The sequence below is a fragment of the Clostridium sp. genome, assembly GCF_051650885.1.
In the GTDB taxonomy this organism is placed as follows: domain Bacteria; phylum Bacillota; class Clostridia; order Clostridiales; family Clostridiaceae; genus Clostridium.
In genome coordinates this window covers 29,119-48,986 of the sequence record NZ_JBOFRG010000153.1, presented here as the reverse complement: position 1 = coordinate 48,986, position 19,868 = coordinate 29,119, and the positions used below count along the sequence as shown (strand labels likewise).

17 protein-coding genes are annotated in these 19,868 nt (G+C 28.9%); 3 read left to right on the top strand and 14 right to left on the bottom strand.

Annotated features, from left to right (window positions below; genetic code table 11):
• The 10 genes from ACRC28_RS07635 to ACRC28_RS07590 form a co-directional block, all read right to left on the bottom strand.
• Positions 1-1,544 (bottom strand): dipeptide ABC transporter ATP-binding protein (locus ACRC28_RS07635; protein ID WP_438542859.1); only part of this gene is annotated, 1,544 nt, incomplete at its 3' end.
• 3 nt (positions 1,545-1,547) lie between these two features.
• The gene (locus ACRC28_RS07630; RefSeq protein ID WP_438542858.1) at positions 1,548-2,360 is read right to left on the bottom strand and encodes an ABC transporter permease; all 813 of its coding nucleotides are present in this window, start codon (positions 2,358-2,360) and stop codon (positions 1,548-1,550) included.
• Positions 2,360-3,313 carry an ABC transporter permease gene (locus ACRC28_RS07625; protein WP_438542857.1) on the bottom strand — a complete coding sequence of 318 codons (954 nt, stop codon included), beginning with the start codon at positions 3,311-3,313 and terminating at the stop codon, positions 2,360-2,362. Before ACRC28_RS07625 ends, ACRC28_RS07630 begins: the two co-directional genes overlap by 1 nt.
• 460 nt (positions 3,314-3,773) lie before the next feature.
• On the bottom strand, positions 3,774-5,342 hold the full coding sequence (locus ACRC28_RS07620; protein ID WP_438542856.1) for an ABC transporter substrate-binding protein: 1,569 nt from the start codon (positions 5,340-5,342) through the stop codon (positions 3,774-3,776).
• A gap of 121 nt (positions 5,343-5,463) precedes the next feature.
• Positions 5,464-6,813 carry an MATE family efflux transporter gene (locus ACRC28_RS07615; RefSeq protein WP_438542855.1) on the bottom strand — a complete coding sequence of 450 codons (1,350 nt, stop codon included), beginning with the start codon at positions 6,811-6,813 and terminating at the stop codon, positions 5,464-5,466.
• A 150-nt stretch (positions 6,814-6,963) separates the two neighbouring features.
• Entirely contained in the window at positions 6,964-7,578 is a 615-nt protein-coding gene (locus ACRC28_RS07610; protein WP_438542854.1) for a hypothetical protein, read from the bottom strand.
• A 75-nt stretch (positions 7,579-7,653) separates the two neighbouring features.
• A complete protein-coding gene (locus ACRC28_RS07605) occupies positions 7,654-8,454 on the bottom strand; it encodes a tetratricopeptide repeat protein (RefSeq protein ID WP_438542853.1) in 801 nt (266 codons plus the stop codon).
• Positions 8,455-8,463: 9 nt separating this feature from the next.
• Positions 8,464-10,173 (bottom strand): Hsp70 family protein, encoded by a 1,710-nt coding sequence (locus ACRC28_RS07600; protein ID WP_438542852.1) that lies wholly within the window; start codon positions 10,171-10,173, stop codon positions 8,464-8,466.
• Positions 10,174-10,175: 2 nt separating this feature from the next.
• Positions 10,176-10,754, bottom strand: coding sequence for a nucleotide exchange factor GrpE (grpE, locus tag ACRC28_RS07595; protein ID WP_438542851.1), 579 nt, complete (start codon positions 10,752-10,754; stop codon positions 10,176-10,178).
• Between the two features lie 45 nt (positions 10,755-10,799).
• Entirely contained in the window at positions 10,800-12,098 is a 1,299-nt protein-coding gene (locus ACRC28_RS07590) for a J domain-containing protein (RefSeq protein ID WP_438542850.1), read from the bottom strand.
• A gap of 277 nt (positions 12,099-12,375) precedes the next feature.
• On the opposite strand from ACRC28_RS07590, the gene ACRC28_RS07585 reads away from it, so the two are divergent.
• Both ACRC28_RS07585 and ACRC28_RS07580 read left to right on the top strand, forming a co-directional pair.
• Positions 12,376-12,573 carry a hypothetical protein gene (locus ACRC28_RS07585; RefSeq protein WP_438542849.1) on the top strand — a complete coding sequence of 66 codons (198 nt, stop codon included), beginning with the start codon at positions 12,376-12,378 and terminating at the stop codon, positions 12,571-12,573.
• A 111-nt stretch (positions 12,574-12,684) separates the two neighbouring features.
• Positions 12,685-13,497: a zinc-ribbon domain-containing protein gene (locus tag ACRC28_RS07580; protein ID WP_438542848.1), complete on the top strand. Its 813-nt coding sequence runs from the start codon at positions 12,685-12,687 to the stop codon at positions 13,495-13,497.
• 56 nt (positions 13,498-13,553) lie between these two features.
• On the opposite strand, the gene ACRC28_RS07575 is transcribed toward ACRC28_RS07580, so the two are convergent.
• Positions 13,554-14,369: an N-acetylmuramoyl-L-alanine amidase family protein gene (locus ACRC28_RS07575; RefSeq protein WP_438542847.1), complete on the bottom strand. Its 816-nt coding sequence runs from the start codon at positions 14,367-14,369 to the stop codon at positions 13,554-13,556.
• A gap of 1 nt (position 14,370) precedes the next feature.
• On the bottom strand, positions 14,371-15,516 hold the full coding sequence (locus ACRC28_RS07570) for a CapA family protein (RefSeq protein ID WP_438542846.1): 1,146 nt from the start codon (positions 15,514-15,516) through the stop codon (positions 14,371-14,373).
• Positions 15,517-15,651: 135 nt separating this feature from the next.
• On the opposite strand from ACRC28_RS07570, the gene ACRC28_RS07565 reads away from it, so the two are divergent.
• Positions 15,652-17,931, top strand: coding sequence for a transglutaminase domain-containing protein (locus ACRC28_RS07565; protein ID WP_438542845.1), 2,280 nt, complete (start codon positions 15,652-15,654; stop codon positions 17,929-17,931).
• 417 nt (positions 17,932-18,348) lie between these two features.
• Here the strand turns inward: ACRC28_RS07565 and ACRC28_RS07560 are convergent, their stop codons facing one another.
• Together ACRC28_RS07560 and ACRC28_RS07555 are read right to left on the bottom strand one after the other, a co-directional pair.
• Complete coding sequence (locus tag ACRC28_RS07560; protein ID WP_438542844.1) at positions 18,349-18,963, bottom strand: type II toxin-antitoxin system PemK/MazF family toxin; 615 nt, start codon at positions 18,961-18,963, stop codon at positions 18,349-18,351.
• 157 nt (positions 18,964-19,120) lie between these two features.
• Positions 19,121-19,828, bottom strand: a complete 708-nt coding sequence (locus ACRC28_RS07555) for a helix-hairpin-helix domain-containing protein (RefSeq protein ID WP_438542843.1) — start codon at positions 19,826-19,828, stop codon at positions 19,121-19,123.
• Positions 19,829-19,868 lie beyond the last annotated feature (40 nt).

Here is a 19,868-nt window from a genome sequence, read left to right as displayed (position 1 = left end):
TTTGTATATGGGTGCTTTGGATTTTCATATATTTCCTTTGTTAATCCTTCTTCAACTATCTCACCTAAATACATAACTATTACCCTATGACTTATTCTTCTAACTACACTTAAATCATGAGAAATAAATATATAACTTATCCCCTTCTCTTCTTGAAGTTTAACTAAAAGCTTTCCTATCTCTTCTTGAGTACTTACATCTAGAGAAGAAATAGGCTCATCTCCAATAATGATTTTAGGATTTAAAGAAATTGCTCTTCCTATGCAAATTCTCTGTCTTTGGCCTCCTGAAAACTCTTTAGGATACTTTAAAAGACTTTCTTCATAAATACTACAATCTTTTAAAATCTCTTTGATATACTCTTTCGATTCACTTTTACTTTTTATATTATTTTGAAGTAGTCCTTCTTCCATAATCTTTTCAATTTTCATCATAGGATCTAGTGAGCTATATGGATCTTGAAAAATCATTTGAATATCCCGTCTTAAAGCTCTTAATTCTTTTCCCTTTAAACTAAAGATATCTTTATTATCTACAATAACTTCTCCACTATCTTTTTCTAATAATCTAACTAAAAGCTTTGCAACAGTTGATTTTCCGCAGCCTGACTCTCCTACTATTCCAAGAGTTTCACCTTCATATAATTTAAAGCTAACATTATTTACTGCCTTTAAAACCTTTTTCTTTTTACCAAAAAAACTTTTTTCTTTTATGTATTCTTTGCTTAAATTATTTACTTCTAATAAAACTTTGTTAGATATTCTATCTTTATTTAATAATTTAGATTCTCTTGCTTTTAACAATTTCTTTGTATATGGATGCTTTGGATTTTCAAAGATTTCAATAATATCACCTTTTTCAACTATTTTTCCTTTTTCCATAACTATTACAGAATCACAAATCTCTGCACAAACTCCAAAATCATGAGTTATAAATAAAATCGTTGTATTTTCTTCTTTTTGAATCTTTTTTATAAGTTCTAATATTTGTGCTTGGATAGTTACATCTAAAGCTGTTGTTATTTCATCACAAATTAAAACCTTAGGCTTTAAGGCTATAGCCATTCCTATAAGAACTCTTTGTCTCATTCCACCTGATAATTCATGAGGGTAAGATTTTATAACTTTTTCAGCATCATTTATTCCAACCTTTTTTAAAAGTTCTAATGCTCTTTTTTTAGCTTCAATCTTATTTATTTTTCCATCCTTGATTAATCCTTCAATCATTTGATTTTCAATAGTATAAACAGGGTTTAAAGAAGATAAAGGGTCTTGATAAATACAACCTATCTCTTCTCCTCTTATCTTTTCCATTTCTTCTTCTTTTACATTTAATAAATTTTCACCTAAGAAAAGAATTTCACCTTCAGCCTTTTTTTCTTCTAATATAAGATTTACTAAAGACATAGCTGTTACAGTTTTTCCTGAACCTGACTCCCCAAGTATTCCTATAACTTTTCCTTCTTCTACTTCAAAGCTTACATTATCTACTACTTTTTTATCTTTAAAAGAAAGAGAAAAATTTTTGTATTCTATTATATTCATAGCCTATCTCTCCTTTCTTCCTAAAGCTTTTCCTATAAAATTAAAGCTTAAAATAATTAAAATTATAAAAATACTTGGAAAAACTACTAAATAAGGACTTGTCATTAGGTTTTGTTGACCTGCATTTAACATACTTCCAAGAGATGCTGTAGGTGGCTTTAATCCAAGCCCTAAAAAACTCAGCATTGCTTCAGTTAGAATTGCATTTGCAGATGACATAGTAGCAGATACTATAATTACGTTAAATACATTAGGAATAATATGCTTTCTAATTATTTTGAAACCTCCAAGTCCTTGAAGTTTAGCACATTGTACATACTCTAAATTCTTAATTCCAAGAACTTCTCCTCTTATAAGCCTTGCAGTGCCCATCCATGAGAAAATTGTAAGAACTAATAAAACTTCAAATAAGCTTGATTTTAAAATAGCACTTAAGGCAAGTAATATAAAAAAGCTTGGTATACTCATTAAAATTTCTAAAATCCTCATAATAAAGTTATCAACTTTTCCACCAATATATCCACTCATAGCTCCAACAACTGTTCCTAAAAGTGCAGAGGCTATACCAACAAAAAATCCAACTAAAAGTGTTATTCTAGTTCCATAAAGAATTCTAGTTAAATAATCACGACCTAAAGAATCAGTTCCAAATGGATGCTTTAAAGAAGGCTTTAAAAATACAGTATTCATATCTATACCATTACTTTTATATGGCGATAAAAATGCAAAAACTGACAAAACTATCATTATAGAAATAAAAATAAGTCCAAACATTGCAAGCTTATCATTTCTTATTTTCTTAAATAACTCTTTCATTACTTTAGTCCCCCCTTTATTCTAGGGTCAACTAACATATATATAATATCTGAAATTAAATTTCCTAAAATAAGAAGAATAGATGCAAGCATTGTAGTTGCCATAATTGCAGGATAATCAAATCCAACTGCTGCGGTATATGCCATTCTACCAACACCAGGCCATCCAAAAATTTGCTCAATTACAACAGAACCCATAACTAAATTAGGTAAACTAAGACCAATTAAAGTTATTACAGGAAGTATACTATTTTTTAAAATATGCTTGTAAAAAACAATATCCTTAGAAAGTCCCTTTCCAATAGCAGTTCTAACATAATCCTTATCCATTTCCTTCTCAATAGAATTCTTCACATACTGAATAATTCCACCAACATCAGTTAAAATAATTGCAGTAACAGGCATAATTAAATGAGCAATAAGTCCACTTAAAGACTTCTCCCCAATATTATACATACCAACACTTGGCAAAATATTAAGTTGTACAGTAAATATAATTATAAGCACAAGAGCTAATAAAAAAGATGGCATAGAAATACTTATATTTGAAAATACATCTATCCCTTTCCCTATGTAATTATCCTTATTCCTTCCACCAACAACACCTAAGAAAATCCCAAGTAGAAAAGTACCAATCATAGAAATTCCACTTAAAATAATAGTAGGCACAAGCCTCGCTAAAATCTCACCTGAAATAGAATTCCCCGAAACAAGAGAAAATCCTAAATCCCCATGTAAAATCCCCTTAAGCCAATAAAGATATTGAATAATAATAGGTTTATCAAGCCCCATATTATGCCTTATAAGTTCAATCTGCTGATAATTCATACCAGGTCTTTCATACATAGAAATAGGACCACCTGGTGCACTCCTAACAATAAAATAACAAACAATAGAAATAAGAAAAAACATAGGAATAACTTGAAGAATTCTTTTAATAATAAACTTAGCCATAACTAATAAAACAAGGCAAAAAGCCCACTCCTTTCTTTTTAGTTAAGAGTTAATAAGTAAGAATTAAGAGTTCTTAAATAATTCACTTCGTGAATTTTAAAAATAAAGCCTACGTTGTATTTCAAACAAACAACGTAGACTTTTTAGTTAAGAGTTAATAGTTAACAGTTAAGAGTTTTGGAGTTAATAGGTAATAGTTAAGAGTTTTTTTGGAGTTACGAGTTGACATCACCTTTACGATAAAATTTATCGCCTGATAAATTTTGAGTCCCCAAGCAAATCGCTTGCGATTCCCCCAATTCTTAATTTTAAATTCCTAATTAAAACAACTCTTACTTCTTACCTCTAACCTCTTAACTCCAACTCTCCTTACGATAAAATTTATCACAGATAAATTTTGAGTCCCCCCAAACGAATCGCTTGCGATTCCCTCTAATTCTCAATTCTTAATTTTAAATTCTTAATTCCAATAAAGCTCCCCTAAATTATTAAACATAGCAATCGGTTGTATTCCCGCTTGTTCAACCCCTTTTAAATCTTTAGATGTTAATATTATATCTTCAGGATAATTTATTACATATAAAGGTAAGTCTTCTGAAATTTGTTTTTGGATTTGTTTATATATGTTTGCTCTTTCTGTTTCTGTGTTTGCTGTTTGAGCTTCTTTAAATAATTTATCTATTTCAGGATTACTGAAGTTTGATGCATTGTTTGCTCCACCTGTTGTGAATAATGTTGAATAACCATCTGGAGTTGTTCCCATGTTGTATCCATTTATAGCTAAATCATAATTTTTATTGTTTGGTGTAAATATTTCTTTAAAGAATGCATTTAATTCTACTGGTTCAAGCTCTACTGTTATTCCAATTTGAGCTAACTCATCTTTAATTAATACTGCTTGGTTTTGTGCCCATTGGAATCCTGCTGCATATGCAAGTCTTAATGTTACATTTTTAGCTCCTGATTCCTTCATTAAAGCTTTTGCTTTATCTACATCTTGGCTATATTGTTTTACATCATTTGTATAGTATTGTGTTCCTGGTGCAAATACTGAGTTCGCTTCTTGTACGTACTGACTGTCACCATATTCTGCTTTTGTTAACGCTTCTTTATTTAAAGCATATGTTATAGCTTCTCTTACTTTTATATTTTGTAAATCTTTATTTTCAAAGTTAAATATAACTGTATTTACAAGTCCTGAACTTGTTTCTTTTACGTTATAATTTTTTTGTATTTTTTCATTTTGTAATATTTGATTTGAACCAAATCCTGCTGATAATTGGTTAGATTCTAAAGCTGCAACTCCTGCATTTTTATCTGGAATTACTCTAAATACAACTTTATCAATTTTTGCTTCATTTCCAAAGAAGTTTGGATTTTTCACAAGTGTAACTGTGCTTCCCGGTTCTTCACTTTGGAACATGTATGGTCCATCTCCAACTGGCTTTTTGTTAGCTTCAGCTGTTTTTATATCTGGAACCTCTTTATAGATGTGTTCTGGAATTGGATACAGCTGTGATAAGTTACCTACAAATCCAAGTGATGGTGCTGGTAAGTCAAACTGTACTGTATCATCATTTATTTTCTTTATAGTTACAGGCTTATTTCCTACCATAAATGTTTGCATTATTACAGCATTGTTTTTAGGATTCATTATTTTATTAAATGTAAATACTACATCATTTGCTGTAAGTGGCTGCCCATCAGACCATTTTAAATTTTTCTTTAATGTAACAGTATAAGTTTTACAATCCTCTGAATGTGTTACCTTTTCTGCAAGACCATTATAAACAATCTGCCCTTTATCACCTAATGTGTACAGTGGTTCATATAACACGTCTGTTACCATTAATGAACTACTTGAATTTGCATATAATGGATTCATTGTAGGTGGTGTTGATGATAGTGATAATACTAATGGTTTATTTGCATTTGAATCTTTACTTGATACAACTGCATATATACCACCTGCTATTATAGCAACTACTACTATTCCACCAATAATTTTAGCTATTTTTTTCTTACTCATTTCTTCCTCCAGTTTGTATAAATTTTTAAGTCAATTATAATAAAAAAATGTGAAGTTTCTTTGAATATAAAGAAAACTCCACATTTATTTTTAACAATTTTACTAAATTTTATTAATTTTTTTAACAAACTACCTTTAGCCACTTACCAGACCTTAATCTAACCATTTCAAAAAATACTTTTATTATTTCTTCACTGCAAATTAAGAAATATACAGGTACTACTGATAGATTAAATACTATTGCACCAATAAAGGCTAGTGGCACTGCATAAAGCCAGACTGTTCCAGCTTGTACAATCATTGAGTAAGTAGTGTCTCCGCCACCTCTAAATACTCCTATAATCATTACTATATTAAAGAATCTTATAGGACAGAATAAGGCCATTACATAAAGCACATTTACTGTATCTAAATAAGTGCTGTGTTCAATATTAAATGGTGCTACTATAAGCTTTGCTGTCATCATAATAGTAAGACCTAACGCTAGTCCAAAAATCGGTGATAAAATTCCAATCTTCTTAGAATAATCTAAAGCTACCTCTTCTTCTCCTGCACCAATTTTATTACCTACCATAATGGATGCTCCTGTTGCAAGCCCAATACATATAACCATAAACATATTATTTAATGTTGTTGCTATTTGCATAGTTGCGACAGCACTTGTCCCAATCCTTGCATAAGCTATTGAAAATGCTGTCATTCCAAAAGACCAAACAAGTTCATTTAAAATAGTTGGTGTTGCAGTTTGGAAATATTTTTTAACAAAGCTTCTAGAGAAGCCTCTCATTTCCTTTATAGTTGATGCCACAATATTTTTCTTAATATATACAACAAGAACTATATAAAGCATTTCAACTCCTCTTGCAATTGATGTTGCAAGGGCAGCTCCCATAACTCCCATTTCTGGCATTCCTAAATTACCAAATATAAATACCCAGTTTAAGAATGCATTTACTAAAACACCTATAATACTTGCTCTCATTGGCACTGTAGGTTGTTCTGTACTTCTAAGTGCTGATGAGTATGCCATTGTTATATTAGTAAATATATAACTTACCGAAACTACTCTTAAATATGTCGCTCCAAGTTCTATAACTACAGGATCACTTGAAAGAATCCCCATTATAATTTCTGCACCAAAAACTGCTCCTAATAAAAATAATGTTGATGCTATAAATCCAACTGTTAAATCTAATCCTAAAACTTTTTTAATTTCTTTTTCTTCACGCTTTCCCCAATATTGTGCCATAAAAATACTAGCACCTGCATTAATTCCTGTTAATGCTAACATAAAAATAAAGAAATATTGATTTGCAAGACCAACTGCTGCAATTGCACTTTCTCCTAAATTTCCAATCATAAGATTGTCCACTAAATTAAGAGAGGAAGTTACAAAACATTGAAGAGTAATTGGTATTGCTAAGGTTACCATAGTTCTGATAAAATTTTTATCTTTAAATATACTTCTCATAATCCTCCTTAGAGAATGCTTTTCCTCTAGTTTTTCCCAAAGAAAAAAGCATACGGGTAATCTCAGCTGCCCGTCTGCTTTATTAAATACAGTTAATATTATATACAAAATTTGTTCATTTATCCATAACTTTTTTAACTTTTTAGACATTTAATGACTTTCCGCTAAATTAGGTGTCTTTAAATTTTTACAAAGATTAGATATTATAGAATCATATTTCTTCTTTTCTTTACTTGGATATTCAATTAAAAATCCTACTGTAGAACCTTTTCCTACTTTAATCATCTTATAAAAAATTTTAGAACCACTTTTCCATGAAATAGCATACTCCTCCTTCTTTTCCCTCTTAAAGTCTGCTTTTCCTAAGTATTTAAGGTCTTTTTCTAACATTTCCTTTGTTGTTAAGCTATCTAAATTATTTTCTCCAAATATAACAAGCTTTGAAGTTTTATTTTTATCCCATACAGTTATTCCTTCATTATTAAAACCTTCTTCTTCAATTTCAAAAAATCCAGGATATACAACTGAAAACCCAAACCTTTCGTTATTGTATACTACATCTTTACTTATATCCTTCTTTTCTTCTTTCTTTTCTACTTTATTTAAGGCTTCCGCCTCTTCTTTATTTTTGCTTTTTTCCAAATCTTCTTTTTCTTTTTCAACTTTTAAATTATTTTCTATTTTCTCTTTTTGCATATCACATGCCACAGAATAAAATTGCATTAAGACACATAAAACTAAAACTACTTTTATTAATTTTTTCATTTTAACCCCAACCATATCACCATTTCAAATAAAAAACCTCCTTCCACTTTCAAAGCTTCTAGGAAGTTTTAATCTTTAGTTTAGTATTCTATTATCAATAGTTCCATATTTTCTTTTCAACATATCTTCATATTTGCTTTTTTCATCTATTCTTTCAAGCTTCCCAAGTATCCTTACTAAACTATATAAGGCACATTCTTCATAAGACTTTTTTTCTGATTCCTCTATATAGTTTTTATATTCCTCTATTGCCATTTCAAAATTTGAAACTTCTTCATAAGACATTGCAAGCAAAAATCTTACCTCTGCAATTTCCTTATGATTTAATTCAGTTTTTGTAAAATCTTTTTCACTTAATGTACTATTTTTTCCCTCTATAAATTCTTTATACCTTACTATTTTCTCATTCCCAATATCTATTTTTATTAATTCCTCAATCCATTTTAATGCTTCAGTATAGTTTTCTTTATAGATATATATTTCTGTTATTATTATATATGGCTCTATAAGCTCTTTGTTTTTTTCATTTATTTTTTTAAAACAGTCTAAAGCTTCCCCTAGCTCTAAATTATTTATTTTTTCTATTCCTTCGTTATAGGCTTTTAAAATATTCTCAAAATCTTCACTACACATTTTATCTAAATATTCTTTCGCTCTTACATCTCCATCTAAATAAATACTCTTTTTAAATGCTTCTATCGCTTCATTGAATCTGCATTTTTTATAAAAAAGAAGTCCTAAAATGTTTAATAAGTCTGTATCTTTATTATCTATCTTTAATCCCTCAAGCAATGTATTTATAGCTTCTGTAATGTTATTATTAACTATATAATTTATACTTTTAACCTTATATTCATAAACCAACTCATTAACCATATTTTTCTCCTAATCTATATCAAACAATATGTCAGTTAATTTATCATCTAATTCTACAACCTTATCTTTTTCTTCTTTTTCTATGGCTTTTCTTATTTCATCAATTATTCCATTTACTTCTTCTAATGTTTTTCCATCCATTTTTTCAAATTTTTCCTTTGCAACAGATATACTAACACTTACAATATTGTATAACTCTGATTCTTCCCAAGCTATTTTATTTTCTTTTATACTTATTTCTTCTGCAAGTATTCTAATATCCTCTTCATTTAATTTTTCAATAGCCATAACTTTGTTTTTCTTTTGTCCTGTAGATAAAACTTCTACTGATACATCTAACATTCCATTTAAATCATATGCAAAAGTAACTAATATCTTTTCTTCTCCTGCCTTATTTCTTGGTATACCATCTATAGTAAAGTTTCCTACAAACATGTTTTTATCAGTCCACTTCTCTTCACCTTGATAAACTCTAATATTTACTCTCTCTTGATTATTTACTGATGTAACAAACTCTTCTGTTTTTATAGAAGGAAGCTTCATATCTCTATAAATAATTGGACTAAACTCATTGTCTTCAACTGCTACTCCTAAAGTATAGCTACATACATCTGTTACTATAAGTCCACTTTCTGAACTTATATCATCATTTTTTATACCAGCTTGTACTGCAGCTCCTAATGCAACAGCTTCATCTGCATTTACAGTGTTTAAGACTTTATCTCCAAAGGATTTTATAAGCATTTCACGTGCTGCAACAATTCTACTTGAACCTCCAACAAGTAACACTACATCTATCTCACTTCCCTTTATATTTGCTGCAAGTAATGTTTCCCCAACTATAAGCTCAGTTCTATCTATTAATTCTTTAGTAATTTCATCAAAGGTTTCACGGCTTAGTTCAAATTCTACATCAATAGGCTCTCCCTCACTGTCGATTCCTAAATTATTTATTATAATTTCAGTATTTAAAGAAACTGATAAATCTTTCTTAGCTTCTTCAGCTGCTTCTTTTATTTCACTTCTTTTCTTTTTACTTAATTTTTCAACATTTATTTCTGTGTTTTCTTTTATATAATTTATAATATATTCTTCAATTTTTGCATCAAAATCTTTTCCACCTAATACATTATCTCCTCTACTTGATTTAACATCCATTATTCCTGAAAACAATTCAAGAACTGTACAATCAAAAGTTCCACCACCAAGGTCATAAACTAATATCTTTGCTTCCTTACCTATGTTTTCTAATCCATAATGCATTGCAGCTGCTGTAGGCTCGTTTATTAATCTTTCAACCTTAAGGCCTGCCATTTGAGCTGCTTCTTTTGTTGCAGTTCTTTGTGCATCATTAAAGTTTGCTGGTACTGTTATTACTGCTTCATCAACTTTCCCTATTTTTTCTTCTGCCATTTCTTTAAGCTCTCTTAAAATAATTGCTGATATTTGCTGTGGAAGATATTCCTTTCCATTTACCATAAGTCTTTCACTTGTTCCCATAAGCCTTTTCACTTCACTTATTGTAATTTCTGGTCTTATAAGCATTTGTCTTTTAGCTTTTTTTCCAACTATAATTTCATCTTTCTTTATTGTTACAACTGATGGCATTATATTTCCATCACAATACTTTTCATCACCAATCATAACGGCCTTTCCATCTTTTATATACGCTACCTCTGAAGTAGTCGTCCCTAAATCAATCCCTATTATATTTCCCATAATTATTCTCTCCCCTCATTTTTTATCACAACAACTTTACTTTCTCTAACTACATTTCCTTTGTATCTATAACCGCTTTTAACTTCTTCTATTATTGTTTCATTTTCAAACTCATTATTTTCTACAACCTCTACACAGTAATGAAAATCTTCATTGAACTGCTCAGAAATCGTTTTTATTCTCTCAAGCCCTATATAATTTATTTTTTTATCTATCCCCTTAATCGTTCTACTAAAAGTTTTTAATGTTTTTTTATCTTCTCTTTCTTCTAGTAATTCTTTAAAATTATCTATTTCATCTAATATTTCTATAACAGAATTTAATGTTTTTCTAAATCCCTTCTTAACTTCCTTAAGCTCTTTATCTCTTCTTATTAAGTCTAATTCTAAACTATCAATCTTATCTCTATAAGCTTGTTCTAACCTTTCAAATTTCAAAAGTTCTTTCTTTATAAGCCTTTCTCTATCACTTAATACATCATTAAAATCTTTTCTATCTAATAAGTTTTCAAGCGAAGATTTTTCCTGTAGATATTTCTTTTTATATTCCTTAAATTCTTTTTCTAAATTTATACCCTCCATACCATAATCCTCCAATATAAGTTAGATTTATATTCTAAAACATCATTAAATGAAATATATAAGTGCTATAACTATCACTATTCCAAGTAATACAAATACTGCACTTCCACTGCCTTTCTTTTCTTTTTTCTTTTTCCTTTTATTCTCTTTAACTTGCCTAGAATATGGTATAAATCCACCATACCTATCAAATAAATATTTAGCATCTATTTTATATAAACTTTCATGAAATCTTTCTAAAAGCAATAAATTATCTTTTATCTTTTTCATATCATATCCATTTTTCATTTCTTCTAAATATTCAATTATCTTATCTCCCATATAATCTCTAGTCTGGATATCTATAGCTATTCTTTTCTTTACCGAAACTAACAAGAACCTTTTTAGCACCTTATTCATATCAACCTTACTTATTGAACTCATATCACCAACTATTGTTTTTGTAAGTGTTGTCCATCCTAAATTATCCATATAAATGTTTTTCTTCATCTTTTCTCGTTCTTTATTAATATAATTTATTTGTATCTCTAATATTCTTTCTATATATTTAGCATTCTTAAAATTCAAAATTTCTACTATTAAATTTTTAACTTTTTCTAATTTTTCCTCAAGCTCGCTATCATTTCTCCACTCTATATATATCCCATCTGATATTACCTCTACAAACTTTTCATTTTCTCCTACTTTTAAAAGCAGTTTCCCACAAATACAGTAATCATCAATATTCTTTTGCTTTCTTATAAATGGTATTATCTTTTTCACTAATAAAAGCTTTGCTTCTTCAATTTTCTTGTCCTCTATATACAAGTTCATAAGATTATAATATGTTTTAACATCCTTAAACTTTAGGATAGCTTTCTTCATATAAGATTGCACACCATCTTCATCCCCTAACTTATATAGGTAATGTATCATACAATCAATTTCTTCAAAATTAATAAATTTTTCTTTCTCCAAAATATTTTTTTGAATATCGTAAGCTTTTCCATACTTTCCTTCTAAAGCATAACTCTTTGCAATTTCTTGCATTGCACATGTGACTTCGCCTTCTTTACTTACAAAACTCTCTAAATATTTTCTTCCTTTAATAAATTCGCCTTTTTCTATAAGCTCTAATCCTTCATCTAAAAGCTTTTGTGAGTTATAATCATATCCATTTAACTGATCATACTCATATCTTTTTTCTTCATTATTTAAAGTTTCATATGCAGAATTTATTATTGAAAATTCTTTGCTAAACTTTTCTGGTGGAAATTTTCTTAATAGTTTAGCATAAGCTTTTTTAATTTCACTACTGCTTGCATTTTTAGATATCTCTAAGATTTCATATAAATTCTTCTCCATACACCCCTCCTACATTAATAACATTTCTAAATACCCCATTTTGTTTTATTAATATTTAATATGGAAATTTTTATAGTATATAAAAAAATATTCTTATTAACCATTATATTACAATTTTAACATTAAAATGATTAAGTAACAATATAATTAAATTCTTTAATATAAACATTATCCAGTAAAATTTTCATTATAAAGTATTTGTTTATGCATTAAATTTTTGTATTGTGATATAATCTATATATAATGATAAGTTTCATTTAAAGGAGTGTTATATTTTATGAACAAATTTCAAAGAAAAATAGCAAAAGAAACTAAAAAAAGACTTGATTTAAGCTCAAAGGTTGAAGAATTTTCAGCTCAATTAGAAAATGTAGATACATTTGATGATGTTGAAAAAATATTAGATCAAATTGATCTTTTACCATCTTGGTACGAAGTTAAAAAGCAAGTTTCTAAAGATTTAAAATCTAAGTAATCTAAAGCCATCATTTTTTGATGGCTTTTTTTATTTTATTAATAAAATTTGACTTTTTTATGAACAAAATATATACTTTTAAAGTATTTATTTATGAGGGGGATAATAATTATGTTTTGTTCAAATTGCGGAAGCAAGCTAGATTCTGATTCAGTTTTCTGTACATCATGTGGTGCTAAACAAGCTGCAGAAACATCTAGCTCAAATGGTATTAATATCAATATTTCAAAAGAAGATACTGGTAAAGTTTTTAAAGGTGTTTTAGATTCTTTAAAAAATCCAAGTAACTCTACTTTAATACTAAAAGAGAATTTAACTTCTCTTCAAGCAAAAATCTTATTTTTTACTACTTTACTTTTAATTCCTATAATAAATTTAGCAACTATAAAGTCAACTATTACTAACTTCTTTATATCTTTTGCTAAATTTGGTGCAGCTTTAGAGGGACAGGCTGTATCATCATTCGAAATTTCTGCTGCAAAATCTATGCTTAATGCTGCACTTGGAGAAGCTATTCCTTTTGGAACTATCTTCTTATATGGTGTTTTATTCCTAGCTCTTTTATTCGGTGTTATTTTTGGAATTATGTTTTTATTCTTTAAAATAAATAAAGAAAGCTTAAACTTTAATGATGCACTTTGTGCTTTAATACTTCCATCATTAACTTTATTAGTATCAGCTATTTTAACTCCATTATTCTTATCTCTAGGATTTGTATTAACAATTATATGTAGTCTTATTTTAACAAGTATTTTTGTTATTACTACTTATACTGGATTTAAAGCTTTAATGGATAATAAAACATTTTTACCATATGCAGTTTCTATTGCAATCGTAATTGGATATGCCTTCAGTTACTACATTCAAGTAAAAATGGTATTTGATAGTATAATGAGTGAAGCTATGAAATCAAGCTTCTTTTAAATATAGTAAAAAGGCGATTCTTTTTGAATCGCCTTTTTTATATACATAGATTTATCTTATTTCTGTTCAAAACATTTTTCTATACCACTAGCTATACCTTTTGCTATCTTTGAGTGATTTTCAGTGCTTTGTATAAATAAATCTTCTTCTTTGTTAGATATAAATCCCATTTCAATCAAAACAACAGGAACCTTAGACCAGTTAAAGCCTGTTAAGTCATCTCTATATACAACGCCTCTACTAGATAATTTAGTTTCTTTTAAATATTCATCAAGAATATTTTCTCCATAAGCTTTGCTTTTGTCTGCAACTTCTTTGCTAACATATCCCTTTACTCTTGGAATTAAAACAGAAGCTCCTTTTGCACTTGCATTTCCAAAGCTATCACAATGAAATCTTATTAAAAGATCTGCGTTTTCTTTATTTCCAACTTCAGCTCTTTCTATATTACTTATAGATTCCTCTGCACTATTTTTAGTTAAAATAACATTATAGCCTTTTTCCTCTAATAGCTTTTTAGTTTCTAAAACTACACTCATAACTGTATCTGGCTCTTTTTTCTTAGTCCATGTCCCCGTTGCACCTGATGTTTCTTTAAGCTTAGTTTCATTTGAGTCTGGAGAAACCTTTTCCTTTCCACTCATTGGCTTTGTGGAATGTCCTGGATCTAAAACTATTGTTATCTTTTTTTCTTTTAATAAATTTTTATTTTTTTCTATGCTTTCCTTTAGATTTTTTCCCTTCTCTTTTAAGTTTTCTAAAAGATCACCTTTAAAATCGCCTTTTTTAAATTCATTACTTTCTTTAGCACCACAGCCTACAAACAACATCAATACTAAATTTATTAATACTAAAAACTTAACTTTCTTCATTTTACTTACCTATCTTGAAAAATTCATCATCTATTTTTCCATTTAAGTTAGATAAAGAATTTAAATTCTTTAGTATTCCTTCTTTTGTATCCCCCTTTGCAACTGTTGGTCTATAATCATTTCTTCCATTAACTGAAGATATCATAGTTGGAATAACCTTATATTCAGTGTCAACAAGAGTTTCATCTTCAAATTTAAACTTTGTTTGTATCATAAAGGTTCTTTTATCTGAAGGATTTGAATTTCCACCAAAACTAAAGTTTCCTAATGAATAAACTATCATCTTTCCTTTATATTCTTCCATACTTTGAATAACATGTGGATGTGAACCTAAAACCATATCTGCTCCCATATCAATTGAATATCTTGCTAAGTCAACTTGTACATCATATGGCTTTGAAGCTCTTTCAATTCCCCAATGGAAATATGGAATAACAATATTTGCTCCTCCATCTTTTGCAGCTTCAATATCAGCTTTTATTTTATTTTTTAATTCTTTATCATTTGACCAACCTTGATATCCTAAAAATACAAATTTAAGTCCTTTTATTTCTTTTTCAATTTTATATCCTTCACCACAGTATTCAACTCCTGCTTCTTCTAAAGTTCTTACTGTATCTTCAAAGCCTTTCTTTCCATAATCATAAATATGATTGTTAGCTAAAGTTACCCCTTCAATACTTCCCTTTGTAAGAATATTTACATAATCCTTTGGCCCTTTAAAGTGAAATACTGTACCTCCACCTTTATTAGCTTTTTCTTTTGAATCTGTAAATGTAGTTTCAAGATTTACTATTGTATAATCATCCTTTTCAAAAATCGGCTTTACATTTTTCATTATTGTACTATAATCATTTCCTGAACTCGCCACTTCATTATTAAAGCTTGTATTATAATTAAACTTAGTATCTGTTCCTAAAGTACAATCTCCAGCTGCTGTTATTACCACTTCTTTTTTTACTTTTTCAGCCTTTTCAACAACCTCATCTTTTTTATCTTCATTTTTTTCAGCTGAAGTCTCACTTTTTTCATTTAAACTTATAACTTTTTTAAGCGTCATAGATGAACCTACAACTAATATAACTCCACCTATTCCAAGTAATAAAATCTTTAACTTTCTTTTATTATTTTTTCTTTTCTTTCTCATTACTTCATCCCCCTTTTCCCATTTCCAATTTTATCATATTTAACAGATATAGTATATATTTTACAATATTATGCATATCTTAAAAATTTAAAGCATATACATAATACTAAAGCTTATTTTAAGGGGGAAACTATTTTGAAAAAAAAATTTTTAACTGCTTTAATTTCTGGACTACTAATTTTAAATTTAGTAGCATGTGGAGGCAATAATAATGAAGCTTCTACTACATCATCTAACTCTTCAATAAATGTTGAAGAACTAAAAACAAAATATTCTGCTAATGAAAAAGTAACTTATAAAGACCCTATATACAATGTCTCTAGAAATCACACCTTTGAAATTCCTATGAAAAAAGAAGTATATGAAAAACATAAGGATACAATTAAAGAAAAGATTTATGTTTCTTTAGATTCAGAAATGAAAATGAAAGTAAACTCAGTACTTACCTTTGATGAAAAAAACAATGTCTTAAAGGTTGAAGCTCCAAATCTTCCAGTTCTTTATAACAATGAAGATTATAATGAATCAAGAACTGATTTAAATGTAAAAGATTTCGAAGTTGAAACTTCTCGTGAAAATGAAAAAGACTGGGGAAATGGAAACAATTATTACTTATGCAATACTTTAAATCTTGAAACTGGCGATACATTGCCAAAACCAGAGCTTACATTATTCACTATAAAGTCAGAACTTAACACTCCAACAATTCAATTTTATCTAAGTCCTGAAGGAAAAGCAGGCTTTAAGTGGAATGAAGTTCCTGGTGCTAATAAATATATTATTTACTCTATTATAGAAGACCCTAAATCAAATTTTTATAGCCTTTCAGAAGTAGCTTCTACAAAAAAGACAAATTTTGAAGACTTTGTAGGCTCAGTAGTTGATTTTGATGGAATGGTTGTATCTACAAATAGTGATTTTAATGTAAGTGAAAAAAAATCTATAAGAAAATTCTGTGTTATGGCAGTAGCCGAAGATAAAAAATCCTTAATCAGTAATATCATCAATCCTGTAGATGTTGCTAAAAATGTTCCTATTAGTGTCCATCATGAAAAAAATAAAGAGCTTGATAAAGGCGATGCTTTAGTTGATTTTCCAACTCATCTTTATGTAAAAATGGGAGATGGTAGTGCAGTCTTAACACCACTAGACTTTGATACAAATTATGTAGAATTTAAAGAGCATGATAAGCATGGATTAATTGCAGTTATTAGATATAAATATCGTGGCACCTCCTTAGTATCGGAGCATTATATAAAGGTAGATAAAAAAGATGATGCTACAAAAAAAGAGGCTCTTGATGTTTTAAAAACTCTTCAGGAAAGACAAAAGAAAATCCAATGGAATGGCTTAAACTCTGATGTAGATGTAAATATAGAATCAACTCCACCAAGTGATTTACCAGAAGATAAATCAGAAGCTAAAGAAGATACCAAAGTTTCTTCTGAAAATGAAAAAGTTTATGCAAGTAGTGCCCTTAGTGAATATATCGCATTAAATTTACTTGATGGAAATGAAAAAGTAAATGTTTCAAAATTCCCTGAAAGCTCTAACAAAGACTTGCTTATAGACTGTTTCTTTGAAGCTCTTTATCAAAATCCATTAGCTATGACTGTTAAGGCAGTTGGCTACGACTACTCTAGTAAAGAGCTTGTTGTACAATATGGACAAACTAAAGAAGAGCAAAAGAAACTTCAAAAAGAAGTTAAAGATGAAGTACAGAAAGTAGCTAAAGAAATTATTAAAGATGATATGACACCAATTGAAAAAGAATTTGCTATAAACAAATATCTATGTGATACTGCCGAGTACGACTTTGCAGCACTTGAAAATGCAAAGGAAAATGACATGCAAGTAGATGCTAAATTTAACGACTCCTTTACTCCATATGGTGTCCTTGTAAAAAAAGTTGGAGTTTGTGCAAGCTATGCTGGTTCATTTAAATTATTAGCAGATGCCGCTGGACTTGAATCAATAGTTGTTACAGGTAACCTTAATGGTAATTTACCTCATGCTTGGAACAGAGTCCTTATAGATGGACAATGGATGACTTTAGATAGTACAAACAATGATAATGAAGATATTCCAAATGCACTTCTAAATTTATCAGACAAAGATGCAAAAGAAGTTTTAGTAGAAGATGACCAATATGTTCTAAATACTAAACTACCTGAATTTAAAGGAACTAAATCTGAGTTTGAGTATTACAGAGTTAGTGGTAAATACCACTCAAAAGACAAAGTAGCCTCAGCACTTGCAAAAGAGCTAGAGAAAAATAATGAAGTTTATATAAGAACAGATACAAATATAAGCGACCAAGATGCCTCTAAAATAGTTCAAGATGCTTGTAAAAAAGCTAAAGTAAAACCCAAAGATGCAAGACTATGGCTTGGGGTTATATATGTTAAGAAATGAAGAATTGAAAATTAATAATTAATAATTGTAGTAAAAACTCGCTTAGGCGAGTTTTTTTCCTTATCAAATCTCCGCTCCCATTCCAGGGCTTGTTTGAACCAGAAATTCATATTTTTATACAAAAAAGAGTAAAACCTATAGTCTTACTCTTCCCATAAATGGAATATTTAGCTTTAGGTATTACCTACGCCTTCCACTATTTATTTAAAGCAATTTAAATTGCTTTTATATAAAACCTTAAATTTCCTATTTAAAGCTACTTTGTATTATATACTATGCCCAAATTTCCGAAAAATACTCAAATTTCTGAAAAATAAAAAGGAACCTATCCTTAGTTCCCTTACTTTGAAATACTTTTAAATTCCTCTACACTCCGGAAGAGGATTACTTTGTATGACTATACTATCATGTTAAGTTCTATCTGTCAATATCTGAACTCAAAGCTTTAACTTTTTCCATAATCTCTGCACTACTACTAACTTTTAGTTCTTTTTGTAACTCTTTGATAAAATCTTGTGCTTCATTTCTATCTTTTTTTATTTTATCAATATACTTTAATTTATTATCTAATTTTCTTTTTGCATCACTATAGTATCCCATAATTCCTAATGTTTTTGCCATCGCTTCATCTACTAATTTCATATCATTTTTTGTAAGCTCTGTTACATAACTTCCAAGCCTTGCCTTACTAATGCACATAGTATTAGCAGTATTCACTTGTCCATCTAATATTATTTCTCCACTTTCATCAACTTGTGAATCAATGCTGGCCATACATGCCAACTTAGACATATCATGAGTTATTGGTGCAACTATAGTATTAGGTGATTTAATATTTCCTATGTCATTTTGTAATATAACACATGGTCTATCTTTCTGCATTTCACTACCTACACCATATCCAAAATTACATCTGTAGACTTGCCCTCGTTTAACAACTCTTGTCTTAGCTTTTGATGCAATTGTATCTAAGTATAATTTAGTCTTTACCCACTCTAACATTGTTTGTACTTTATTTAAATCTATATTCAATTTTCTCACCTCTTTTTCTCTTAAATTAACATTGTATATCACTCTCGAATAATATACAACTAACTTCATCTCCCTATTCAGATAAAATTTGTCATAAGATAAATTTTGAGTTCTCCCACTAAATCGCTTGCGATTCCCCCCAATTCTTAATTTTTAATTAAACACAAATCTTATCTTTCAACTTCTCAAATGTTGCTTTTCCTATTCCGCTAACATTTTGAATCTCTTCTATCTTTTTAAATCCACCTTTTTCTTCTCTATATGAAATAATAGCTTCTGCTTTAGAATCTCCTATTCCATTTAAAGTTTTTAACTCTTCTACTGATGCTGTATTTATATTTATCAAGCTTCCCTTTTTACCGGTTTCTTTTTCTCCCACTCCATTTGAAGTTGTATTTAATGAATTATCATTTCCTACTGCTACATCTTTATCTATGTCTTTTTTATTCGCTATAACTATGGCTTCATTTGGTTTTAAGACTTGTGCTCTATTTATATTTTGAAGAGTTCCATCTTTTGTGATTCCACCTGCTTTCTTTATTAAATCTTCAACTATACTTCCATTTGCTAAGGTATATACTCCTGGATTTTTAACCTCACCTTTTATATCAACTACAATTTCTGTTTCTTCCCCTCCTTCATTAGTTTCCTTTTTTGAATCACTTTCCTTTTTTGTACCTGTTTCTTTACTCTCTTTTTTCCCATTAAGCTCAATCTTCTCTACTTTTCCTTCTGTAAAAATACTGTTTCCCGTACTCCCATCTTTTCCATCTTTTAAATACATTCCACCGAAAAAAGCTAAGATTACTGTAACTCCAATTATTCCAAGAACTTTTTTATTTTCTAAAAGATTTTCTTTTTTCATCTCTCTATTTTACTTTCTCCTTTTTATGAAATAATACTCG

Coding starts and splice junctions, on each gene's coding strand:
- ACRC28_RS07630 (WP_438542858.1), bottom strand. CDS start 2,360: ATGAAAGAGTTATTTAAGAAAATAAGAAATGATAAGCTTGCAATGTTT.
- ACRC28_RS07625 (WP_438542857.1), bottom strand. CDS start 3,313: ATGGCTAAGTTTATTATTAAAAGAATTCTTCAAGTTATTCCTATGTTT.
- ACRC28_RS07620 (WP_438542856.1), bottom strand. CDS start 5,342: ATGAGTAAGAAAAAAATAGCTAAAATTATTGGTGGAATAGTAGTAGTT.
- ACRC28_RS07615 (WP_438542855.1), bottom strand. CDS start 6,813: ATGAGAAGTATATTTAAAGATAAAAATTTTATCAGAACTATGGTAACC.
- ACRC28_RS07610 (WP_438542854.1), bottom strand. CDS start 7,578: ATGAAAAAATTAATAAAAGTAGTTTTAGTTTTATGTGTCTTAATGCAA.
- ACRC28_RS07605 (WP_438542853.1), bottom strand. CDS start 8,454: ATGGTTAATGAGTTGGTTTATGAATATAAGGTTAAAAGTATAAATTAT.
- ACRC28_RS07600 (WP_438542852.1), bottom strand. CDS start 10,173: ATGGGAAATATAATAGGGATTGATTTAGGGACGACTACTTCAGAGGTA.
- grpE (WP_438542851.1), bottom strand. CDS start 10,754: ATGGAGGGTATAAATTTAGAAAAAGAATTTAAGGAATATAAAAAGAAA.
- ACRC28_RS07590 (WP_438542850.1), bottom strand. CDS start 12,098: ATGGAGAAGAATTTATATGAAATCTTAGAGATATCTAAAAATGCAAGC.
- ACRC28_RS07585 (WP_438542849.1), top strand. CDS start 12,376: ATGAACAAATTTCAAAGAAAAATAGCAAAAGAAACTAAAAAAAGACTT.
- ACRC28_RS07580 (WP_438542848.1), top strand. CDS start 12,685: ATGTTTTGTTCAAATTGCGGAAGCAAGCTAGATTCTGATTCAGTTTTC.
- ACRC28_RS07575 (WP_438542847.1), bottom strand. CDS start 14,369: ATGAAGAAAGTTAAGTTTTTAGTATTAATAAATTTAGTATTGATGTTG.
- ACRC28_RS07570 (WP_438542846.1), bottom strand. CDS start 15,516: ATGAGAAAGAAAAGAAAAAATAATAAAAGAAAGTTAAAGATTTTATTA.
- ACRC28_RS07555 (WP_438542843.1), bottom strand. CDS start 19,828: ATGAAAAAAGAAAATCTTTTAGAAAATAAAAAAGTTCTTGGAATAATT.